The 16,603-nt window shown below is 60.2% G+C and carries 18 protein-coding genes; 5 read left to right on the top strand and 13 right to left on the bottom strand.

From position 1 onward, the window contains the following. Positions 1 to 204 precede the first annotated feature (204 nt). The 8 genes from FX984_RS29895 to FX984_RS29930 form a co-directional block, all read right to left on the bottom strand. Positions 205 to 1,056, bottom strand: coding sequence for a transporter substrate-binding domain-containing protein (locus FX984_RS29895; RefSeq protein WP_098480614.1), 852 nt, complete (start codon positions 1,054 to 1,056; stop codon positions 205 to 207). Then, positions 1,053 to 1,829: an amino acid ABC transporter ATP-binding protein gene (locus FX984_RS29900; protein WP_065941076.1), complete on the bottom strand. Its 777-nt coding sequence runs from the start codon at positions 1,827 to 1,829 to the stop codon at positions 1,053 to 1,055. Before FX984_RS29900 ends, FX984_RS29895 begins: the two co-directional genes overlap by 4 nt. Next, entirely contained in the window at positions 1,826 to 2,485 is a 660-nt protein-coding gene (locus FX984_RS29905; RefSeq protein ID WP_027607849.1) for an amino acid ABC transporter permease, read from the bottom strand. Before FX984_RS29905 ends, FX984_RS29900 begins: the two co-directional genes overlap by 4 nt. Beyond that, complete coding sequence (locus FX984_RS29910; RefSeq protein WP_146476783.1) at positions 2,466 to 3,131, bottom strand: amino acid ABC transporter permease; 666 nt, start codon at positions 3,129 to 3,131, stop codon at positions 2,466 to 2,468. The genes FX984_RS29905 and FX984_RS29910 overlap by 20 nt, the downstream gene beginning before the upstream one ends. 449 nt (positions 3,132 to 3,580) lie before the next feature. Next, complete coding sequence (locus FX984_RS29915) at positions 3,581 to 4,363, bottom strand: MetQ/NlpA family ABC transporter substrate-binding protein (protein ID WP_027607851.1); 783 nt, start codon at positions 4,361 to 4,363, stop codon at positions 3,581 to 3,583. 149 nt (positions 4,364 to 4,512) lie between these two features. Then, positions 4,513 to 5,433 carry a sigma 54-interacting transcriptional regulator gene (locus FX984_RS29920; protein WP_027607852.1) on the bottom strand — a complete coding sequence of 307 codons (921 nt, stop codon included), beginning with the start codon at positions 5,431 to 5,433 and terminating at the stop codon, positions 4,513 to 4,515. Between the two features lie 49 nt (positions 5,434 to 5,482). Next, on the bottom strand, positions 5,483 to 6,064 hold the full coding sequence (locus FX984_RS29925) for an alpha/beta hydrolase (RefSeq protein WP_098480615.1): 582 nt from the start codon (positions 6,062 to 6,064) through the stop codon (positions 5,483 to 5,485). A 240-nt stretch (positions 6,065 to 6,304) separates the two neighbouring features. Beyond that, positions 6,305 to 6,553: a hypothetical protein gene (locus tag FX984_RS29930; protein ID WP_146476782.1), complete on the bottom strand. Its 249-nt coding sequence runs from the start codon at positions 6,551 to 6,553 to the stop codon at positions 6,305 to 6,307. 427 nt (positions 6,554 to 6,980) lie between these two features. Between FX984_RS29930 and FX984_RS32830 the strand changes: the two genes are divergently transcribed. Genes FX984_RS32830 through FX984_RS29945 form a run of 4 tightly spaced genes read left to right on the top strand, consistent with a single transcriptional unit; the run spans position 6,981 to position 9,806 of the window. Then, complete coding sequence (locus FX984_RS32830) at positions 6,981 to 7,280, top strand: hypothetical protein (protein ID WP_223841668.1); 300 nt, start codon at positions 6,981 to 6,983, stop codon at positions 7,278 to 7,280. 32 nt (positions 7,281 to 7,312) lie between these two features. Continuing rightward, complete coding sequence (locus tag FX984_RS29935; protein WP_249776268.1) at positions 7,313 to 7,957, top strand: TauD/TfdA family dioxygenase; 645 nt, start codon at positions 7,313 to 7,315, stop codon at positions 7,955 to 7,957. 53 nt (positions 7,958 to 8,010) lie between these two features. Beyond that, positions 8,011 to 8,859, top strand: coding sequence for an EamA family transporter (locus FX984_RS29940; protein WP_027607853.1), 849 nt, complete (start codon positions 8,011 to 8,013; stop codon positions 8,857 to 8,859). Then, entirely contained in the window at positions 8,859 to 9,806 is a 948-nt protein-coding gene (locus FX984_RS29945; protein ID WP_090401130.1) for a LysR substrate-binding domain-containing protein, read from the top strand. The genes FX984_RS29940 and FX984_RS29945 overlap by 1 nt, the downstream gene beginning before the upstream one ends. Positions 9,807 to 9,890: 84 nt before the next feature. Here the strand turns inward: FX984_RS29945 and FX984_RS29950 are convergent, their stop codons facing one another. The 4 genes from FX984_RS29950 to FX984_RS29965 form a co-directional block, all read right to left on the bottom strand. Then, positions 9,891 to 10,292 (bottom strand): ExbD/TolR family protein, encoded by a 402-nt coding sequence (locus tag FX984_RS29950; RefSeq protein WP_010565408.1) that lies wholly within the window; start codon positions 10,290 to 10,292, stop codon positions 9,891 to 9,893. A 1-nt stretch (position 10,293) separates the two neighbouring features. Further along, on the bottom strand, positions 10,294 to 11,013 hold the full coding sequence (locus tag FX984_RS29955; RefSeq protein ID WP_027607855.1) for a MotA/TolQ/ExbB proton channel family protein: 720 nt from the start codon (positions 11,011 to 11,013) through the stop codon (positions 10,294 to 10,296). Positions 11,014 to 11,067: 54 nt separating this feature from the next. Beyond that, the gene (locus FX984_RS29960; RefSeq protein ID WP_012721645.1) at positions 11,068 to 11,883 is read right to left on the bottom strand and encodes an energy transducer TonB; all 816 of its coding nucleotides are present in this window, start codon (positions 11,881 to 11,883) and stop codon (positions 11,068 to 11,070) included. Between the two features lie 224 nt (positions 11,884 to 12,107). Beyond that, positions 12,108 to 12,974 (bottom strand): LysR family transcriptional regulator, encoded by an 867-nt coding sequence (locus FX984_RS29965; RefSeq protein ID WP_146476781.1) that lies wholly within the window; start codon positions 12,972 to 12,974, stop codon positions 12,108 to 12,110. 108 nt (positions 12,975 to 13,082) lie between these two features. On the opposite strand from FX984_RS29965, the gene FX984_RS29970 reads away from it, so the two are divergent. Then, a complete protein-coding gene (locus tag FX984_RS29970; protein ID WP_012721643.1) occupies positions 13,083 to 14,270 on the top strand; it encodes a CynX/NimT family MFS transporter in 1,188 nt (395 codons plus the stop codon). On the opposite strand, the gene FX984_RS29975 is transcribed toward FX984_RS29970, so the two are convergent. Next, a complete protein-coding gene (locus FX984_RS29975; RefSeq protein ID WP_012721642.1) occupies positions 14,241 to 16,556 on the bottom strand; it encodes a TonB-dependent receptor in 2,316 nt (771 codons plus the stop codon). The genes FX984_RS29970 and FX984_RS29975 overlap by 30 nt on opposite strands. Positions 16,557 to 16,603 lie beyond the last annotated feature (47 nt).

Below are 16,603 nucleotides of genomic sequence, written 5' to 3' on the forward strand. Positions count from 1 at the left end.
CAGACTCCTTGTGCGCGATGCGATGTGCCAGTGTGTATGCGACTGTGAGCTTAGTTCAGGGTTCCTTATCTGCATGGGGAAGGCGTATTGAGGTGAGTTCATCGGCCTCATCGGGGGCAAGTCCTCTCGCACATGTGACGTGTGAATACATTCAAATGTGGGAGGGAGCTTGCTCCCGATAGCGGCATAACAGTCAGCGCAGAACTAGCCCTGCCACTTCCCGCCTTCAACGATCACGCTCTCAGGCTTGGTGTCATCGCTCAGCTCCTTGCGCACATATTGGTCGTAGAGCTTGAGCAGGAATTTCTCCTCACCCAGCTTCGCCAACTCGGCATTCACCCAGTCGCGCAGTTCGATATTGCCCTTCTTCACCGCCGGGGCGATGGGCGCTTCGTCACCGAGCTTCTGTTCCAGCACGCGGTAGCCCGGGTTCTGCTTGGCCCAGCTGAACAGCACCAGGTTGTCTTGCGCATAAGCATCGCCACGCCCGGCCGACAGCGCTTGCAGCGACTCGGAGTTTTTCTCGAACTTCAGCAGTTTCCAGTCCGGGTGGTTCTTGGTCAGCCAGATATCGGCAGTGGTGCCGGTGGTGACGATGGTGGTGCGGGTGGCCAGGTCATTCAGGCTTTTCACCGCGCTGTCCTGGGGCACCAACGCCTGCACCGCGACTTTCAGGTTGGGGTTGGTGAAGTCCACCGCTTCCTTGCGCTCGGGCGTCACGGTCATGTTGGCGAGGATCAGGTCGACCTTGTCGCTTTGCAGGAACGGAATACGGCTGGCCGGCTCGACGGCGACGAATTCGACTTTGTTCTCATCGCCCAACAGGTCCTTGGCGAATTGGCGACCGATGTCGGTATCGAAACCGACATAGCGGCCCGCTTCGTTGACGAAGCCAAACGGTGGCTTGTCGGTGAATACGCCGACGATCAGCTTGTCCCGCGCCTTGATCTTGTCGAGGTAGCTGACGGCGGCAGCAGGTTTAGCAGGCTCTTCGGCCTTTTTATCGCAGCCGGCCAGTAAGGCGACAGCCAACAGTGGCAGCAGTAATTTTTTCATAGCAGCTCCAGTTCCTTGGTTTTCTTGGGCAGTGTTGAGACAAAGGAGAACTTCTCCAGGAACTGCTGCGCGCGTGCGGTTTGCGGGTTCGTAAAGAATTCTTCGGGGGTGTTGTGTTCGAGGATGCGACCGGCCTCCATAAACACCACGCGGTCGGCGACGGCGCGGGCGAAGGCCATTTCGTGGGTGACGATCAGCAGGGTCATGCCATCGCGGGCCAGGCCCTGGATCACCTCCAGCACTTCCTTGACCATCTCCGGGTCGAGGGCGGCGGTGACCTCATCGAACAGCATGACCTGGGGGTTCATGCACAACGAGCGGACGATGGCGATGCGTTGCTGCTGGCCGCCGGAGAGCTGGCGCGGGAAGGCGTCGCGCTTGTCCGCCAGGCCTACGCGGGCCAGCAGCTTCTCGGCCTGCGCGCGGGCTTCGCGCGGCTCGCGCTTTTGCACTTTCAGCGGGCCGAGCAGGATGTTGTCGAGCACGCTCATATGCGGGAACAGGTGGTAACTCTGGAACACCATGCCCACGTCCTGGCGCACCTGGCGCCAGTCGGTGGTTTTATCCAACAACTCCTTGCCGGCAAACCGCAGGCTGCCGCTATGGGCCACTTCCAGGCCGTTGAGGCAGCGCAGCAAGGTGCTTTTGCCGCAGCCGCTGGGGCCGAGGATCACCACCACTTCGCCGCTTTGCACACTCAGGTCGATGCCCTTGAGCACCTGCTGGTCGCCGAAGAATTTGTTGAAACCCTGGAACTCGATCAATGCGCTCATGCTTGGGCCCAGCGCCGTTCCAGCACCTTGGAGGCGGCCGACAACGGGTAGCAGATAAAGAAGAAAAACAGGAACAGCGCGCCGTAGATCAACACCGACTCATAGGTGCGCTCGATGATTTGCTGGCCGACCTTGATCACGTCCACCACGCCGATCAGCACCGCCAGGGAACTGGTCTTGATGATGCGCGTGTAGACGTTGATGGTCGGCGGGGTCATGCGCTTGAGGGCCTGGGGCAGCAACACGTAGCCGTACAACTGCGGGTCGGACAAGCCAATCGACAGGCCCGCTTCGCGCTGGCCGCGGGGCAGCGAATGCAACGCGCCGCGTACCACTTCGCCCACTTCGCTGGCGCCCCACAGCGACAACACCAGCACCGCGCACCAGAAGCTGGGGATGCTCAGGCCAAAGAAGATCGGCAGGCCAAAGAACAGCAGGTACAACCACACCAGCACCGGAATCGCCCGGAACAGCTCCAGGTAAACCCGCAGCACCGCGTTGACCAGCCTGTTGTTCAAGGTGCGCAGCACGCCATACAACACACCGCCGACCGTACTGAAGGCGATGCTCAACAACGAAATCGACAGGGTTTGTGCAGCGCCCTTGCCCAATTGCGGCAACGACACCCACAACAACTCAAGACCCGAACTGGCCATGCTGGAGCCTCCTTTCCAGGCGGCTGAGCAGCAGCGACAGCGGCAAGAACAGCAGCACGCAAATCAGCGTCAGCACGGCGAGCATTTCGTAGGTCTTGTAGTAGAGGGCGATGTAGCTCTTGGTGGTGTAGAGAATCTCCGGCACCGCCACGGCAGAGACCACGGTGGTCTCCTTGAGCAGGAAGATGAAATTGGCGAACAACGCCGGCAGGCTGAGGATGCCGGCCTGGGGCAGGATCACATGGCGCAGCAGTTGCCAGTCCGACAGGCCGATGGACTTGCCCGACTCGATCTGCGCCAGGGGCACCGCTTCCACGCCGGCGCGCAGCACTTCGGTGAGGTAGGCACCGCCGAGGAACGTCATGGTGATGATCGCCGCCCAGAACCCGGAGATATTCAAACCCAGGGCCGGCAAGGCGAAGTACACGAAGAACAGCTGGATCAGCAGCGGTGTATTGCGCGCCAGTTCCACATAGAGCGCCACCAGGCGCGACAGGTACGGCGTGCGAAACACCAGCAGTGCAGCGTTGATCAGCGCCACCAGCAACGAGGTGGCAATGGCGATCAGGCCCACGTGCAGCGTGACGCCCACGGCGTTCAAAAACGCCGGCAGGGTGCTGAGGATAAAAGCGAAATCGAAGGTCATTGTGAGTCCATGACGCCGCAGGGGTAATGCGGCGAGCGCCGTCCGATCCGGCGTGGGTAACGCCGGGTAGCGCGAACTTTAAAGGTATAAAAAGTAAAATTTAAATACCGAAATAGCATATTGATATCACCCAAAAAGATAACCGACGGATTCGCAGGTTTTCCAGGTGACGACTATGGTTGGGGGGTCTGTGTTTCGAGGGAATGAACAATGAACAAAGCGAAACCGATTGATCCGCAGGAGCTGGTGAAATGGTTGGTGGCGTTGCGCAGGGCGATCAATAGCCGCGCGCTCTGACACGCTGAAAATCCACTGTGAGATGAAGATCAAATGTGGGAGGGGGCAAGCCCCCTCCCACATTTTTATTGCATTCCAAATTCCAGGCATAAAAAACGCCGACGCTGTAGTAGCCGTCGGCGTTGAAACCTTGAAGGGGGTTTTGGCTTACATCAGAACGCGGGCACGACTGCGCCGTTGTACTTCTTCTCGATGAAGGCTTTGACTTCCGGGCTGGTCAGGGCCTTGGACAGCTTCTGGATAGCGTCGCTGTCCTTGTTGTCCGGGCGCGCCACCAGGAAGTTCACGTACGGCGACTTGGCATCTTCGATGATCAGCGCGTCCTTGGCTGGGTTCAAGCCAGCTTCCAGGGCGTAGTTGGTGTTGATCAAGTCCAGGTCAACCTGGTCCAGCACCCGTGGCAGCAGGGCCGATTCCAGCTCTTTGAACTTCAGGTTCTTCGGGTTGCTGGCGATGTCTTTCGGCGTGGCCAGGGCGTTGGTCGGGTCTTTCAGGGTGATCACACCGGCTTTCTGCAGCAGCAACAGGGCGCGGCCGCTGTTGGAGCCTTCGTTCGGGATAGCCACGGTGGCGCCATCCTTGAGCTCGGAAATATTCTTGATCTTTTTCGAGTAACCGCCGAAGGGTTCAACGTGCACGCCAACCACGGTGACCAGGTTGGTGCCCTTGCCCTTGTTGAAGTTTTCCAGGTACGGCAGGGTCTGGAAGTAGTTGGCGTCCAGGCGCTTCTCGGCAACCTGTACGTTTGGCTGTACGTAGTCGGTGAAGACTTTGATTTCCAGGTCCACGCCTTCTTTGGCGAGGGTCGGCTTGACCAGCTCAAGGATCTCGGCGTGCGGGATCGGGGTGGCGGCCACCACCAGTTTCTCGTTGGCCTGGGCGAAGCTTGCAGTCAGGGCAGCCGCCAATGCGGTAAACAACAGAACCTTTTTCATGCAGTGTCCTTATCGGAAATCCGGGGCGTCTCTGACGACCGTTTTTTAGGTGGTGTGCCAGCGAAGTGCTATCGCGGCGTGGAATGGACAATACCTAGATTTTTTATTCCCGAACAATATCTTTTATTCACGTTGATATTCCATTTTGCTCATGTAGCGGCTTGTTCGCTTAGAAAGCTGCGCAAGGTTTCCCGCTCAGCCGGGCTGGCATTGGCGAAGATGCGCTGCACTTGCTCCAAGGGCGACCCCGCCACCGGCAGGTTCAGGTGTTCGGGCAGAATTTCGTCGCCGCTGCTCACCAGCAAGGCGAAGTGGATGACGTTCTCCAGCTCGCGGGTATTACCCGGCCAGCTGTGGTGTTCGAGGACGCGCTGGGCCGCATCGCTGATCAGCGGCACCGGCAGGTCCAGGCGCTGGCTGTAGATGCCGAGGAAGTACTCGGCCAACGACAGGATATCGCCCACCCGCTCACGCAATGCCGGCAAGTCCAGCTGGCCTTCGCTCAGGTAATGGAACAGCCTCTCATGAAACTTGCCGGCGGCCACGGCCTGGGCCAGGTCGATGCTGGTGGCGGCCACCAGGCGCACGTCCACCGGACTCGGCTGGTGGGCGCCCACGCGGGTGACTTCATGGTTTTCCAGGGCCGCCAGCAGTTTCACCTGGATCGGCAGCGGCAAGTCGCCGATCTCATCCAGATACAACGTGCCGCCATTGGCCGAGCCAAACCACCCGGCCCGGCTGCTGGCCGCGCCGCTGTGGGCGCCGGCGGCATAGCCAAACAACTCGGCGTCGGCGTAGGTTGGGCTGATGGCGCCGCAATTGACCGAGACAAACAAACCGGAGCGGTCGCTGCCCCGGTGAATATGCCGCGCCAGCAATTCTTTACCACTGCCGGTCTCGCCTCGAATCAATACGGGCAAGGCACGCGGGGCCAGGTTTTCCAGGTCTTCGCGCAGCTTGCGCGAGCGCGGGTCGACAAACACCAGCGCCTTGGCGCGGATGCTCAGCGGGCTTTTTTCGGCGTCGGGGAAGGTCAGCAGCGGCTGACCGAAGGTTTCATGCAGACTCATGGCAGGCTCCCGCCCCAAATCCACTCAGGGACGGGGCGTTGAAAAAATATCAGGCGGTGCGCCGGGCGTGATGCTCGAGGCGGCTTTGCAGGCGATACAGGTAGGCAAACCCCTGCTCCCAGCGCTGGTGACCGGACTTCACATTGATATGCCCGGCCCCCGACAGGATGCCGGCTTCGGCGCCCCAATTACGCGCCAGCTCCAGGGCCCGGGGGGCGCTGACGGCGCTGTCGTTATCGGAACTGACCACCTGGCTGGGAAACGGCAGCAGGTCGGTCGGGATCGGCGCAAAGTTGCGCAGGGCAGGCGAGCACGCCGGACGTTCGACGTCCGCCGGAGCCACCAGCAAGGCACCGCGCACCTGCCGCAGGAACTGCACCGGGGCAGTGGCCGCCCAATGGGCCACGGTGATGCAGCCCAGGCTATGGGCGATCAGGATCACCGGCGTGCTGTCGGCGGCGATCGCCTCGGCCAGCGCGGCGACCCAATCTTCACGGCGCGGCGTCAGCCAATCGGCCTGCTCCACCCGTGAGCTGTTGGGCAGGCTGTTCTGCCAGTGACTTTGCCAATGATCTTCTGGCGATCCTTGCCAGCCCGGCACGATCAGATAACGAATCGACTCGCTGTGCATGGGTGTGCCCTCCTGCAGCGTTTAACGTTGTAGGACAGTATAGGGACGAGGGTTATATTCGTTAAGGAATAAGAAGCTATTTATTAATAACCAAAAACTCAAACCCGCATGAGATCAAAATGTGGGAGGGGCTTGCCCCCGATGGCGATGGGTCAGCCACCTATTTTTAGCTGACGGACCGCTATCGGGGGCAAGCCCCCTCCCACATTGACTCGATTTCACATTCAATTTGCAGTGGTTTTAGATGACGTGATTGGTACGAGGCATGCAGTCGATGGTGCGATCCACCACGGTCTTGGCCGTTTCCAGCAAATGCCACACCGCATGGACTTTCGCGCGGTCGTGCGGCTGCAGGTGCTCACAACAGTCCCATACGGTGGCCGATGCGCTGTGGATCAGGTGAGCGATATAAAGTTGGGCGTCTTCGAAACTGAGGTTTCCGTTGGCGACAAGGCAGTCAACGGGTGGGTCGGGAAGTGCTTTGGTCATGGTGTAACTCCTATTGAACACGGGAGCGACCACTAACGCGGCTAAACGATAGGTGGCAGCTGTACGCGGGTTAGCAGACTGGCCAATAGGAACACCAGCGCACCCGAGGGTGCCCCACGCACAGCCACCATAAACGCGGATGTGAACCGTGTGCCTATTGAACTCAGGCTGCTAAACCCGATCGCTGAAAACCAGCGACGGGCCGAAGACTAGCCATCCATTCAACAGTCACAAGGCGGCGGGGATTGTCTCGGAAACGTCCTGCAATTTAAAGGGACACGGCTTGCCGGCCCTTTACAAATCATGACGAAATGCCAGCATCGATCACCTGATGAACTTTCTTGTAGGAAATATCTTCCATGACGGTTTTTTATGGCTCCGCTGACGACTTTTCGCTTTTCCGGAGAGTGGTGAGGTTAGTTAAATATTGACTCCAACCAACCCCGTAAAGATCGCAATGAATATAAATATAAGTACTTTCCACCACGAAATTTCTAAAGTCAGGCTTTCTAAAACCGCATTCAACGAACTACTGAGCGCAAAAGCCAGCTCCGAACCGGATGATCAAACTAATCGATTCGATGCAAAGCCTGCTTACATCGCCCCCCATCACTCGCAGACCCTCAGCGTAGAACTGCGCAATATACGAAAAATCGTTGATCACGAAAAACACGTCCTTATCCTAGATGGATTTAAAGTCGATATCTTGCAGGCTTCAAATCTTTGATATGGACGTTCGGCTCTTTGCTGGGAGCGCCAATGGTGCAGAACCATCTTGGCCATAGGGTTATTGAGGTGTATGACCGGGGAGGTAAAAGCATTGAAGAAGGTACGAGATATCATCAGACCCGTCAGGGCGCATATGTCCATAACGATGGCGTAAGCGATCCGCTCCCTATCGATTATTTGATTCTGGCTTGTGGCCAGAAAGCCTTACTCGGCGGCGAAAGTATTCTGATAGACGCAAGTGCGGTATACGCTGAATTAATGGCATTCCCTGAGGTACTGGAAGAACTTAAGTGCGATTTCTATTTTGAAAATCGAGGTATGGCGGAGGAAGAACAATTATTCAAAGCGCCAATCTTGAGCTTTTCAAATGAGGGCATCCCTTTGATTAGGTACTTCCGCGTCTATATCGAATCGGCCCACATCAAAGCGGGAGCGCCATTAACCCTGGCGCAAATACATGCATTGGATTTTCTAGATACAGTCCTTGATCAATCTTCAGTTCAACATCGAGTGCTGCTTGAACCAGGGCAGGTTCTTATTTCAGCTGACAACAAGTTTCTCCATACCCGAACTCATTTCATCGATAACAGCGCTCCGCGCTTAGAGATTGATGACGCAGTCTCTTTGAAAGATCTCAATCGATACATGTTACGAATGTGGTTGCGCAAACGATGATCCCTCGCTGGCCATAAGGCACAACTTCATATTCCCATCACAAGCCGAGCCCCATGGACAACTCCAACATCGCGATCACCCTTGTTTTGATCTCCGCCTTCATGCACGCCACCTGGAACGCGGTCGTCCGGGCGGGGAGCAGTCGCTTCATGACCTTGGCCATGGTCGATGGTACGGCGTTGCTGATCTGCCTGGCGGCGCTGCCGCAGGTGAATACGCCAAGCCTGCAGGTGTGGGGCTACGTGCTGGTTTCCGTGGTGCTCAACACGGCCTATCGATTGTTTCTGATCAAAGCGTATGAAACCGGCGACTTTGGGCAGGTCTACCCGGTCATGCGCGGGGTGCCACCGGTTTTAGTCGCGCTGTTTTCCTATTTCCTGCTGCACGAGCAGCTATCGTTTCATGCCATGGCGGGGGTGTTGCTGATTTGCGTAGGCATTATCAGCCTGACATTCGTGCGCAGGATGTCCGCGCGTATGTTCAAACCAATTCTGATGGCGGTGTGCGCAGGTGCTTTCATCGCGTCCTACACAGTGGTGGATGCCAAAGGTGTCAGAGCCAGTGAGACGGTGCTGCAATACATCATCTATCTGACGGTATTCCAGAGCATTCCGATTCCGGCGCTGGCGTTTTTCAAGAAACGTCTGGAATTCGCAGAGGCCATTCGCAACCATTGGAAAGTCGGCGTAATGGGCGGCGTTTTTTACCTCACTTCCTACGGCCTGGTGCTGTTCGCGCTGTCGCTGGATGCGGTGGCCAAGGTCTCAGCGTTGCGGGAAACCAGTGTTATTATCGGCGCCATTATTGCCGCGCTGTTTTTTCACGAGCGGTTCGGCTGGCGGCGGATGCTTTCAGCGTTCGTCATTGTTTGCGGGATCATCCTGATCAAAGTGAGCACCTGATGGGCCAACGTCCGCCACCTACACCCATGCTGCAAGCCTTTGTCAGTGCTGCACGAACAGGCAGTTTCGCCCGCGCAGCATCAGAGTTGAGCCTCACCGCCAGTGCCATCAGTCATCAGATCGCAGGTCTGGAAGAGTGGTGGGGCGTTCAGTTGTTCGAGCGCCATTCGCGGGGCGTCAACCTCACAACCGCCGGGCAGGCTTTGTTGCCGGTGACCGATGATTTTTTCAAAACCCTTGAGACGGTGTTGCACTCGCTGAATCCGCGCAAATCTCAGCCCCTTTATCTTTCGTGCACTTCGTCCCTGTGTTCGACCTGGCTAATCCCCAGAATGCATGGTTCCCACACCGACGCTTCATTCAATCTCGACCTGGTATTGACCAGTGCGGATATGAATAGCGCCAATCTCGGTGCCCATCAATTCGATGTTGCGATTGTGATGGGGTACGGCGACTACCCGGATCATCATGCCGAGCTTCTGATGCGCGATGCCGTGTTCCCGGTTTGCTCACCGGAGTTTCAACGCATGAATGGCGATATTTCGCTGACGGATATCGCGCGGTATCCACTCATTCACCGTGTGGACGATCAAGTGTGTCCAGGGTGGGAAAGCTGGTTTGCGTTCCAGGGCCTGGCAGCTGCGCCTTATCACCATGGGCCGCGCTTTCCGGACTCAAGCCTGGCAATCAGTCTGGCAGTGAAGGGTGGCGGGATTGCGCTGGCCAGGACAGCGTTGGTGTATGACCAGTTGGAAGAAGGTGCATTAGTCACACTAGGCGGCCCGCTGATGATGTCGCCGGCGGCGTACTACGTTATTTGTAGGAATGGGCGGCAGTCGGAACCTGATATCGCTCGGTTGATTGACTGGCTCAAAGAGAGCGCTAGAAAGTTTCAGCAAGAAGTTGAAATCCGGTATCCGCAAATCGCTGGGGTTGGCGCACTTTGATCGTGTGATGTTACTGAAACGGAGGCAAAAAAAAGGCCGCACCCTGCCAAGGAAACGGCCAAAAAATTGTCGAGGCTTTTGAAACTAACGTGCGGTAATCACCGACAGTTTGGTAATCCCCGCGCGCTCGATAGACGCCATGGCTCGCGCCACTTCGCCGTAGTTCACACCATCGTCAGCCTGCAGTTGCACCCGCACATCGGGGTCCTTGGCCTTGGCCGCCTGCAGGTTGAATTCCAGCAGGTCCGGCTGGATTTCGTCCTTGTTGATAAACAGTTTGCCGGCGCCGTCGATGCTCACCACCAGCGGGTCCTTCTGCTCCACCGGGGCTACGGCCTCGGTCTTGGGCAGGTTGATCGGGATCGCATTGGTCAACAGCGGCGCGGTGACGATAAACACCACCAGCAGCACCAGCATCACGTCTACCAGCGGCGTGACGTTGATCTCGCTCAGTACCTCATCACTGTCTTGTGTGGAGAAGGCCATTTCAGGACGCCTCCTTCACTTTTTGCGGGTTGCCCGGCGCATGTTTAGTCAGGGCCGGGTGCAGCAGCACACGGAAGGAGTTCTTCTGCGCCAGGCTGTAGAAGTCGTGGGCAAAGTCATCCAGGTCCGCCGCCGTGAGCTTCAGGCGGCGCAGGAAGTAGTTGTAGACCAGCACCGCCGGCACCGCGACGGCGATCCCCACGCCCGTGGCAACCAGGGCGGCACCGATGGGGCCGGCCACGGTTTCAAGGCTGGCGGAGCCGGCGGCGCTGATGCCCTTGAGCGCTTCCATGATCCCCCACACCGTGCCGAACAGGCCGATAAACGGCGAGGTGCTGCCGATACTGGCGACCACGGCCAGGCCGGTTTCCAGGGAGCGGCGCTCACGTACGATCTGCTGGCGCAGGGCACGCTCGAGGCGGTCCTGGTGGTTGATCGCCTGGCTCAGGTCGGCCGCATGCGGCGCTTCCCCGACCTGGATCGCGGCGTAACCGGCCTGGGCCACACGGGCAGCGGCGCCGGGCTGGGTTTCGGCCAACTCGGCGGCCGAGTCGAGGCTCGACGCCGCCCAGAACTGTTTGTGGAACTTGCGATCCTGCGCTTTAAGGCGACCGAACTGCACGCCCTTGAGCAGGGCCAGGCCCCAGGTGGCGACCGAAAAGACTACCAGCAGCCAGATCACCGCGCTTTCGATGGATTCAAGTGGAGATGCTAATGCCATGATGTTTTCCCTCTGTACAAGTCGCGGCGTGTGCTGCACACCGCAGCGCAATAGTTAGTGAATCTTGAAGTCGATCGGTACGCTGACCCAGCCGTCCTGGGCCACATCGCCCTGCTTGGCCGGCACGAAGCTCCACCGCTTCACGGCGGTCAGTGCGGCGTCGTCGAGTTGCTGGCGACCGCTGCTTTTCTGGACCTGGATCTCGCCCGGCTTGCCGCTGGCCAATACATGCACCCGCAACAACACCGTGCCTTCCCAACCGCGACGCTGCGCCAGGGACGGGTACTCCGGCGCCGGGTTCTTGAGGTACGCGGCGTTGGCCGAAGCCGGTGTCACCGGGGCTGGCGCGGGCGGAGCGGGCGCAGGGGCCGGTGGCGCCGGTTGCGGTGGCGTGGGCGCCTGCTCGACCGGTTTCGGTGCGGGCTTGGGCTCAGGCTTTGGCACCGGCTTGGGCTTGGGTTTTGGAATCGGCTTGGGCGGCGCCGGCTTGGCGGCCAACTCATCCACCACCGGCGGCGGTGGCTCGACAACAGGCGGTGGCGGTGGTGGCGGCACAGGCGGTGGCGGTTCCACCACGGGCGGTGCCGGCTGGGAAAATTCGATGGTCATCGGCGGAATCTCCGGCGGCACAATCGGCAGCACCGGGGTGGGTTTCTGGCTGACCCAATAAATCACTGCACCGTGCAGGGCCAGTACCAACAAACCGAGCAGGATCCCCTCGCGGCGGCTGGAGAATCGCTTCGGGGTTTGCTGCGTTCGCAATTGCCCCAACGGCGCGCGGTGCGGCCGGCCAAGGTCGACCAACTCACCACTCGGTGCCTGGCGCCATTGCGCCTCGGGTGCACTGGCGGCGGTCTGGACATTGCCCATTGATTGACTCCCTACGGTTTCGAAACAAAAAAACCGACGGGCCTGCGTGGAAGGCCGTCGAGGGCTGAATCATCGGGGCCAGACGCTTATCTCTTAAAGTAATCTTTGAAGTTATAGATAGATCAAATTTGAATAAACGAATGCTCTGCAAACACCAAAGCCCCGGCCCACGTGGCCTGGCGCCGAGGTGGTTTTTTTTGATGCTTTTCAGGCATACAAAATATTCAGTTAAGGCATGGCTCAACAGGGCTGTTTGCGCACAAATCGAACAGTTCGGCCTGTAAGCACTGCCCCGCAGCACTCAGGCCATGACGGGCATACAACGCCAGGCGCACGCCTTGCACCACGGGCAAACCGCTGTCCGGTCCCAGTTCCACATGCCCTGGCTGCACGACCCGTCGCGGCAACAGACTCACACCCAACCCCGCCGCCACCGCCGAACACACGCTGGCCAGGCTGGCGCTGGAATAACCGATGCGCCAGCGCCAGCCGCCCACTTCCAGGTGGTGCAGCATTTCATTGCGGTACAGGCCGCCCACCGGGAATGCCACCAACGGCAGAGGGTCGCGCCCCAGGCACGGCGTGCTGCGGCTGTCGACCCAACACAGCGGCTCGGGCCACGACGCCAGGCAGTCATCGCTGCTACCCATCTGCTTGACCAGCAACACGTCGAATTCACCACTGCGGTATTGGCGCTGCAACTCGGGGCCCAGGCCGCTGGTGACCTCCAGGCGCACCCGTGGATAGGCCAGCACAAATGCCGACAGCAACGGCATCAGGCGCTCGGCGGCAAAGTCTTCCGGCACACCCAGGCGCAGTACGCCGTCGCTCTGTTGGTTGATCAACACATCGGTGGCTTCTTCATGCAACGCGAGGATGCGCCGCGCATAGGCCAGCAAGCGTTCGCCCTCGGCGGTGGCGACCACGCGGCGCTGGTCGCGGTCCAGCAGCTGGCACGCCACCGCGTCTTCCAGGCGGCGGATCTGCTGGCTCACGGTGGACTGGGTCAAGTGCAGGCGCTCGGCGGCGCGGGTGAAGTTGCCGCAGTCCACCACGGCGACAAAGCTGCGCAACAACACGGGATCGAACATCAGCGTCACCATTCTCTTTGCCACTGGTTGGCATGGTTATATTTAATTTCAGAATACCTTGGGTGCTGGCCATACTCACGCCTCATTTGCCGACTGCAAGAGCGTTGCATGACCCTGAACAAATCCCTCGCCGGCTGGGGCCTGCTGGTGGTGCTCGGCCTGAACCTGCGGCCGATCCTCAGTTCCATCAGCCCGTTGCTCGGCGAGATCCGCCAGGCCACCGGCCTGAGTTTCCAGAGCAGCGCCCTGCTGACCAGCCTGCCGGTGGTGTGCATGGGGCTGGTGGCGCTGGTGGGCGTGCGCGTGGAAGCCCGCCTTGGCGAACGGCGCGGCATCGCCCTGGGCCTGATAATGATCCTGCTGGCGTGCCTGGCACGCTGGCTGATGGGCCAGGCCTCGGCGCTGCTGGTCACGGCGTTGCTCGGCGGTGCGGGGGTGGCGCTGATCCAGGCCTTGGTGCCGGCGATGATCAAGCGCGAATTCCGTCATCGCGTGCCGGTGGCGATGGGCGTGTATTCGGCCTCGCTGATGGCCGGCGGCGGGCTGGCAGCGCTGCTCAGCCCGCTGGTGGCCACGCATTTCCAGGAATGGCAGGCGGGGTTGGGGGTGTGGCTGCTGCCGGCGCTGGGCGCCTTGCTGCTATGGGCCTGGCTGCCCCTGGGCGCGGCCAGAAATCCACAGGTGGTGCCGGCCTTCAAGGACCTGCGCAATCGTCGCGCCTGGTTGCTGGCGCTGTATTTCGGCCTGGTCAATTGCGGCTACATGAGCCTGGTGGCGTGGCTGCCGGCCTACTATCAGCAACTTGGCTGGGGCGTGTTGCCCAGCGGTTCGCTGCTGGCGTTCATGACCATCTTCCAGGTGCTCGCCGCGCTGTTGATGCCGGTGCTGGCGCAGCGCGGTATCGACCGTCGGCCGCTGCTGGGCATCGCCCTGCTGGCCCAGACCGTGGGTTACCTCGGCCTGATCGTCGCGCCGCAGGAATATCCGCACCTCTGGGTGGCGCTGTGCGGCTTCGGCCTGGGCGCGTGTTTCGCCTTGAGCCTGCTGCTGACCCTCGACCACCATCGCGACCCACGCCAGGCCGGGCAACTGGCGGCCTTTGTGCAAGGCGTGGGCTTCTTGATCAATGCGGTGTCGCCGTGGCTGACCGGCTGGTTGCGCGGGCTGACCGGCAACTTTGTCAGCGCCTGGGTGGTGCTGACGGTCACGGCGGTGGCGATGCTGGTGGTGACGCGCGTGTTCAGCCCGGCCACCTATCGCACGGGGCTAGAAGTCATAGCGCCCGGTCACTCCTAGCGTGCGCGGCGTACCAAGCAGGCCTTCGTAGCCGCCGTTCCCCCCCGTCCACAGCGTGGTGTAGTAGGTCTTGTCGAAGGCGTTTTTCAGCCATAACGACACGTCCCACTGCCCTTGCTCATAGTTGCCACGCAGGCCGGTGGACAGGTTGACCACGGCGTAGGCAGGAATCTGTCCATAGTCGGAGTCCTCCACGGTGCCCACAGCCTTGGAGCGGAAGGCATAGCTGGCGGTGACGTAGGGTTCGAAGCCGTTATCCAGGTTCCACTTGTATTCGCCGTTGGCGTTGGCGATCCATTTCGAGGCCCCCACCACTTGGTGCCCACTCAGGTCACAGGAGGCCGGCGCACCGGGGCGCAGACTGACTTCCGGCGGGCACGGCGCATCTTTGTAAGACAGGTAGCTCACATCGTTGAACGAGCCGTTGAGGTTCAGCGTCAGGCCCTTGATCGGCACCAGGGTGCTTTCCACCTCGACACCCCGCGAGCGCACCGAACCGGCGTTGGTCAGGTACTGCACACGGTTGTCCTGGTCATAGGCATTGGTCTGGTAGCCGTTGACCTGAGTCCAGAACAGGTTGGCATTGAGCTGCAGCCGCCGGTCCCACAGGGTGCTTTTGAAACCCAGTTCGACGTTATTGGCGCGCTCGGTGCCGATCAGCAGTGAGTCGGCCCCGGCCGTCGGTGCCGAGCCTACCGCCAGGTTGACCCCGCCGGACTTCTCGCCATGGGACAAGGTCGCGTAGCCCAGCAGGTTTTCGTTAAAGCGGTAGCTCAGGTTGAGCAAACCCGAGGGGCTGGTGCTGTATTGCGTGAGGTCGCCGGAATCGTACGCCCCCGCGCGCCCGCGTCGAGCCGTCGCGGCAGCACCGGTGACCGCCGCACCGCCAAGGGGAGCGTTACGCGTGACCCAGGCACTTTTTTCTTCATAGGTGCCACGCAGGCCGGCTGTGAAATCCAGGCGCTCGGTGAGGTGCCAGGTGCCCTGGGCAAACAGTGCAAAACTGTCGGTGCGAATGTGCCCGTTGCCGACGCTGCTGACGTTGGCCAGTGCGCCGGCTGGCGTGCCGTTCCAGATGTCGGCCTGCGGCCCGTAATAGCTGAAGGATTTGTTATCCAGCGAATTACCGAAGTAGTAGGCACCGAGCACGTAATCGAAGAACCCGCCGGTGGGTGAAGCCAGCCGGAATTCCTGGGACCACTGCTTATCTTCCACCGACACCCCGGCGTTATACGACGCCGGCACGTTAAGGCCGTCGTCGTTACGCGGGGTGAAATTCCAGAAGCGATAGGAACTGACCGAGGTCAGGGTGAAATCACTCGGCAACGTCCAGTTGGCCTCCAGCGACGTACCGCCCTGGAACACGGTGACGTGCTGGTCGCTGTCCAGGTTGACCTTGCGGTGGGTGCCATCGACCAGGGTCGCGCCTGCCGCGTTGGCCCGCGACTGGTAGAGGTTGGTGCCGTTGATGGTCGGCCCGGTGCTGTACAGCACCCGGGTGCCGGCGCTGGAATCCTCTTCGTTGTAATCGCCGATCCAGCGCAGGTTGAAGGTCTCGCTGGGCTTGTACAGCAGTTGCCCGCGAAAGCCCTGGCGCGAGCCGCCGTTGAGGTCATGGCCGTTGTATTCATTCTTGATGTCGCCGTCGCTGCGGGTGCGATACGCCGAGAAACGCCCCGCCAGGTCATCGGTGAGCGGGCCGGAAATCGTGCCCTTGGTCTGGAAGTAGCCGTCCTCGCCCAGCGAGGTTTCGATGCTGCGCTCCGGGGTAAAACTCGGCGCGCGCGTGCTGATGTTGATCACCCCGGCGGTGGTGTTTTTGCCGAACAAGGTGCCTTGCGGGCCGCGCAAGACTTCAAGCTGCTCGATGTCCATCAGGTCGAACACCGCCATGCCCGGCCGCCCGAGATACACGTTGTCGATATACAGCCCTACGCTGCCTTCCAGGCCGTCGCTGGCCGGGTTGTTGCCAAGCCCGCGGATCGACACGCTGGACTGGCGCGCATGCATATAGGCGACGTTGACGCTGGGCACCAGTTGCTGCAGATCCTGAATCCGATACACCCGCTGGCTCTCCAGGGCCTGGCCGCCGATCACGCTCATGGGCGTCGGCACTGCCTGGGCGCTTTCGGTGCGCCGCCGGGCGGTGACGGTGACCGTCTCCAACTCGCCGCCGGCGCTCTCGCCCTTGCTTACCGGCGCGGGCGTTTCGGCGGCCTGGGTCGGCGACCAACTGGAACTGCCGGCCACCAGAATGGCCAGGGGCAAGGACTTCAACAGACTCATAAGCGGCTCCGGAACCCGGAAATATCCATCGAGAGATATTCCTTTAG

This window comes from Pseudomonas marginalis (genome assembly GCF_008692035.1).
GTDB classification, from domain to species: domain Bacteria; phylum Pseudomonadota; class Gammaproteobacteria; order Pseudomonadales; family Pseudomonadaceae; genus Aquipseudomonas; species Aquipseudomonas marginalis.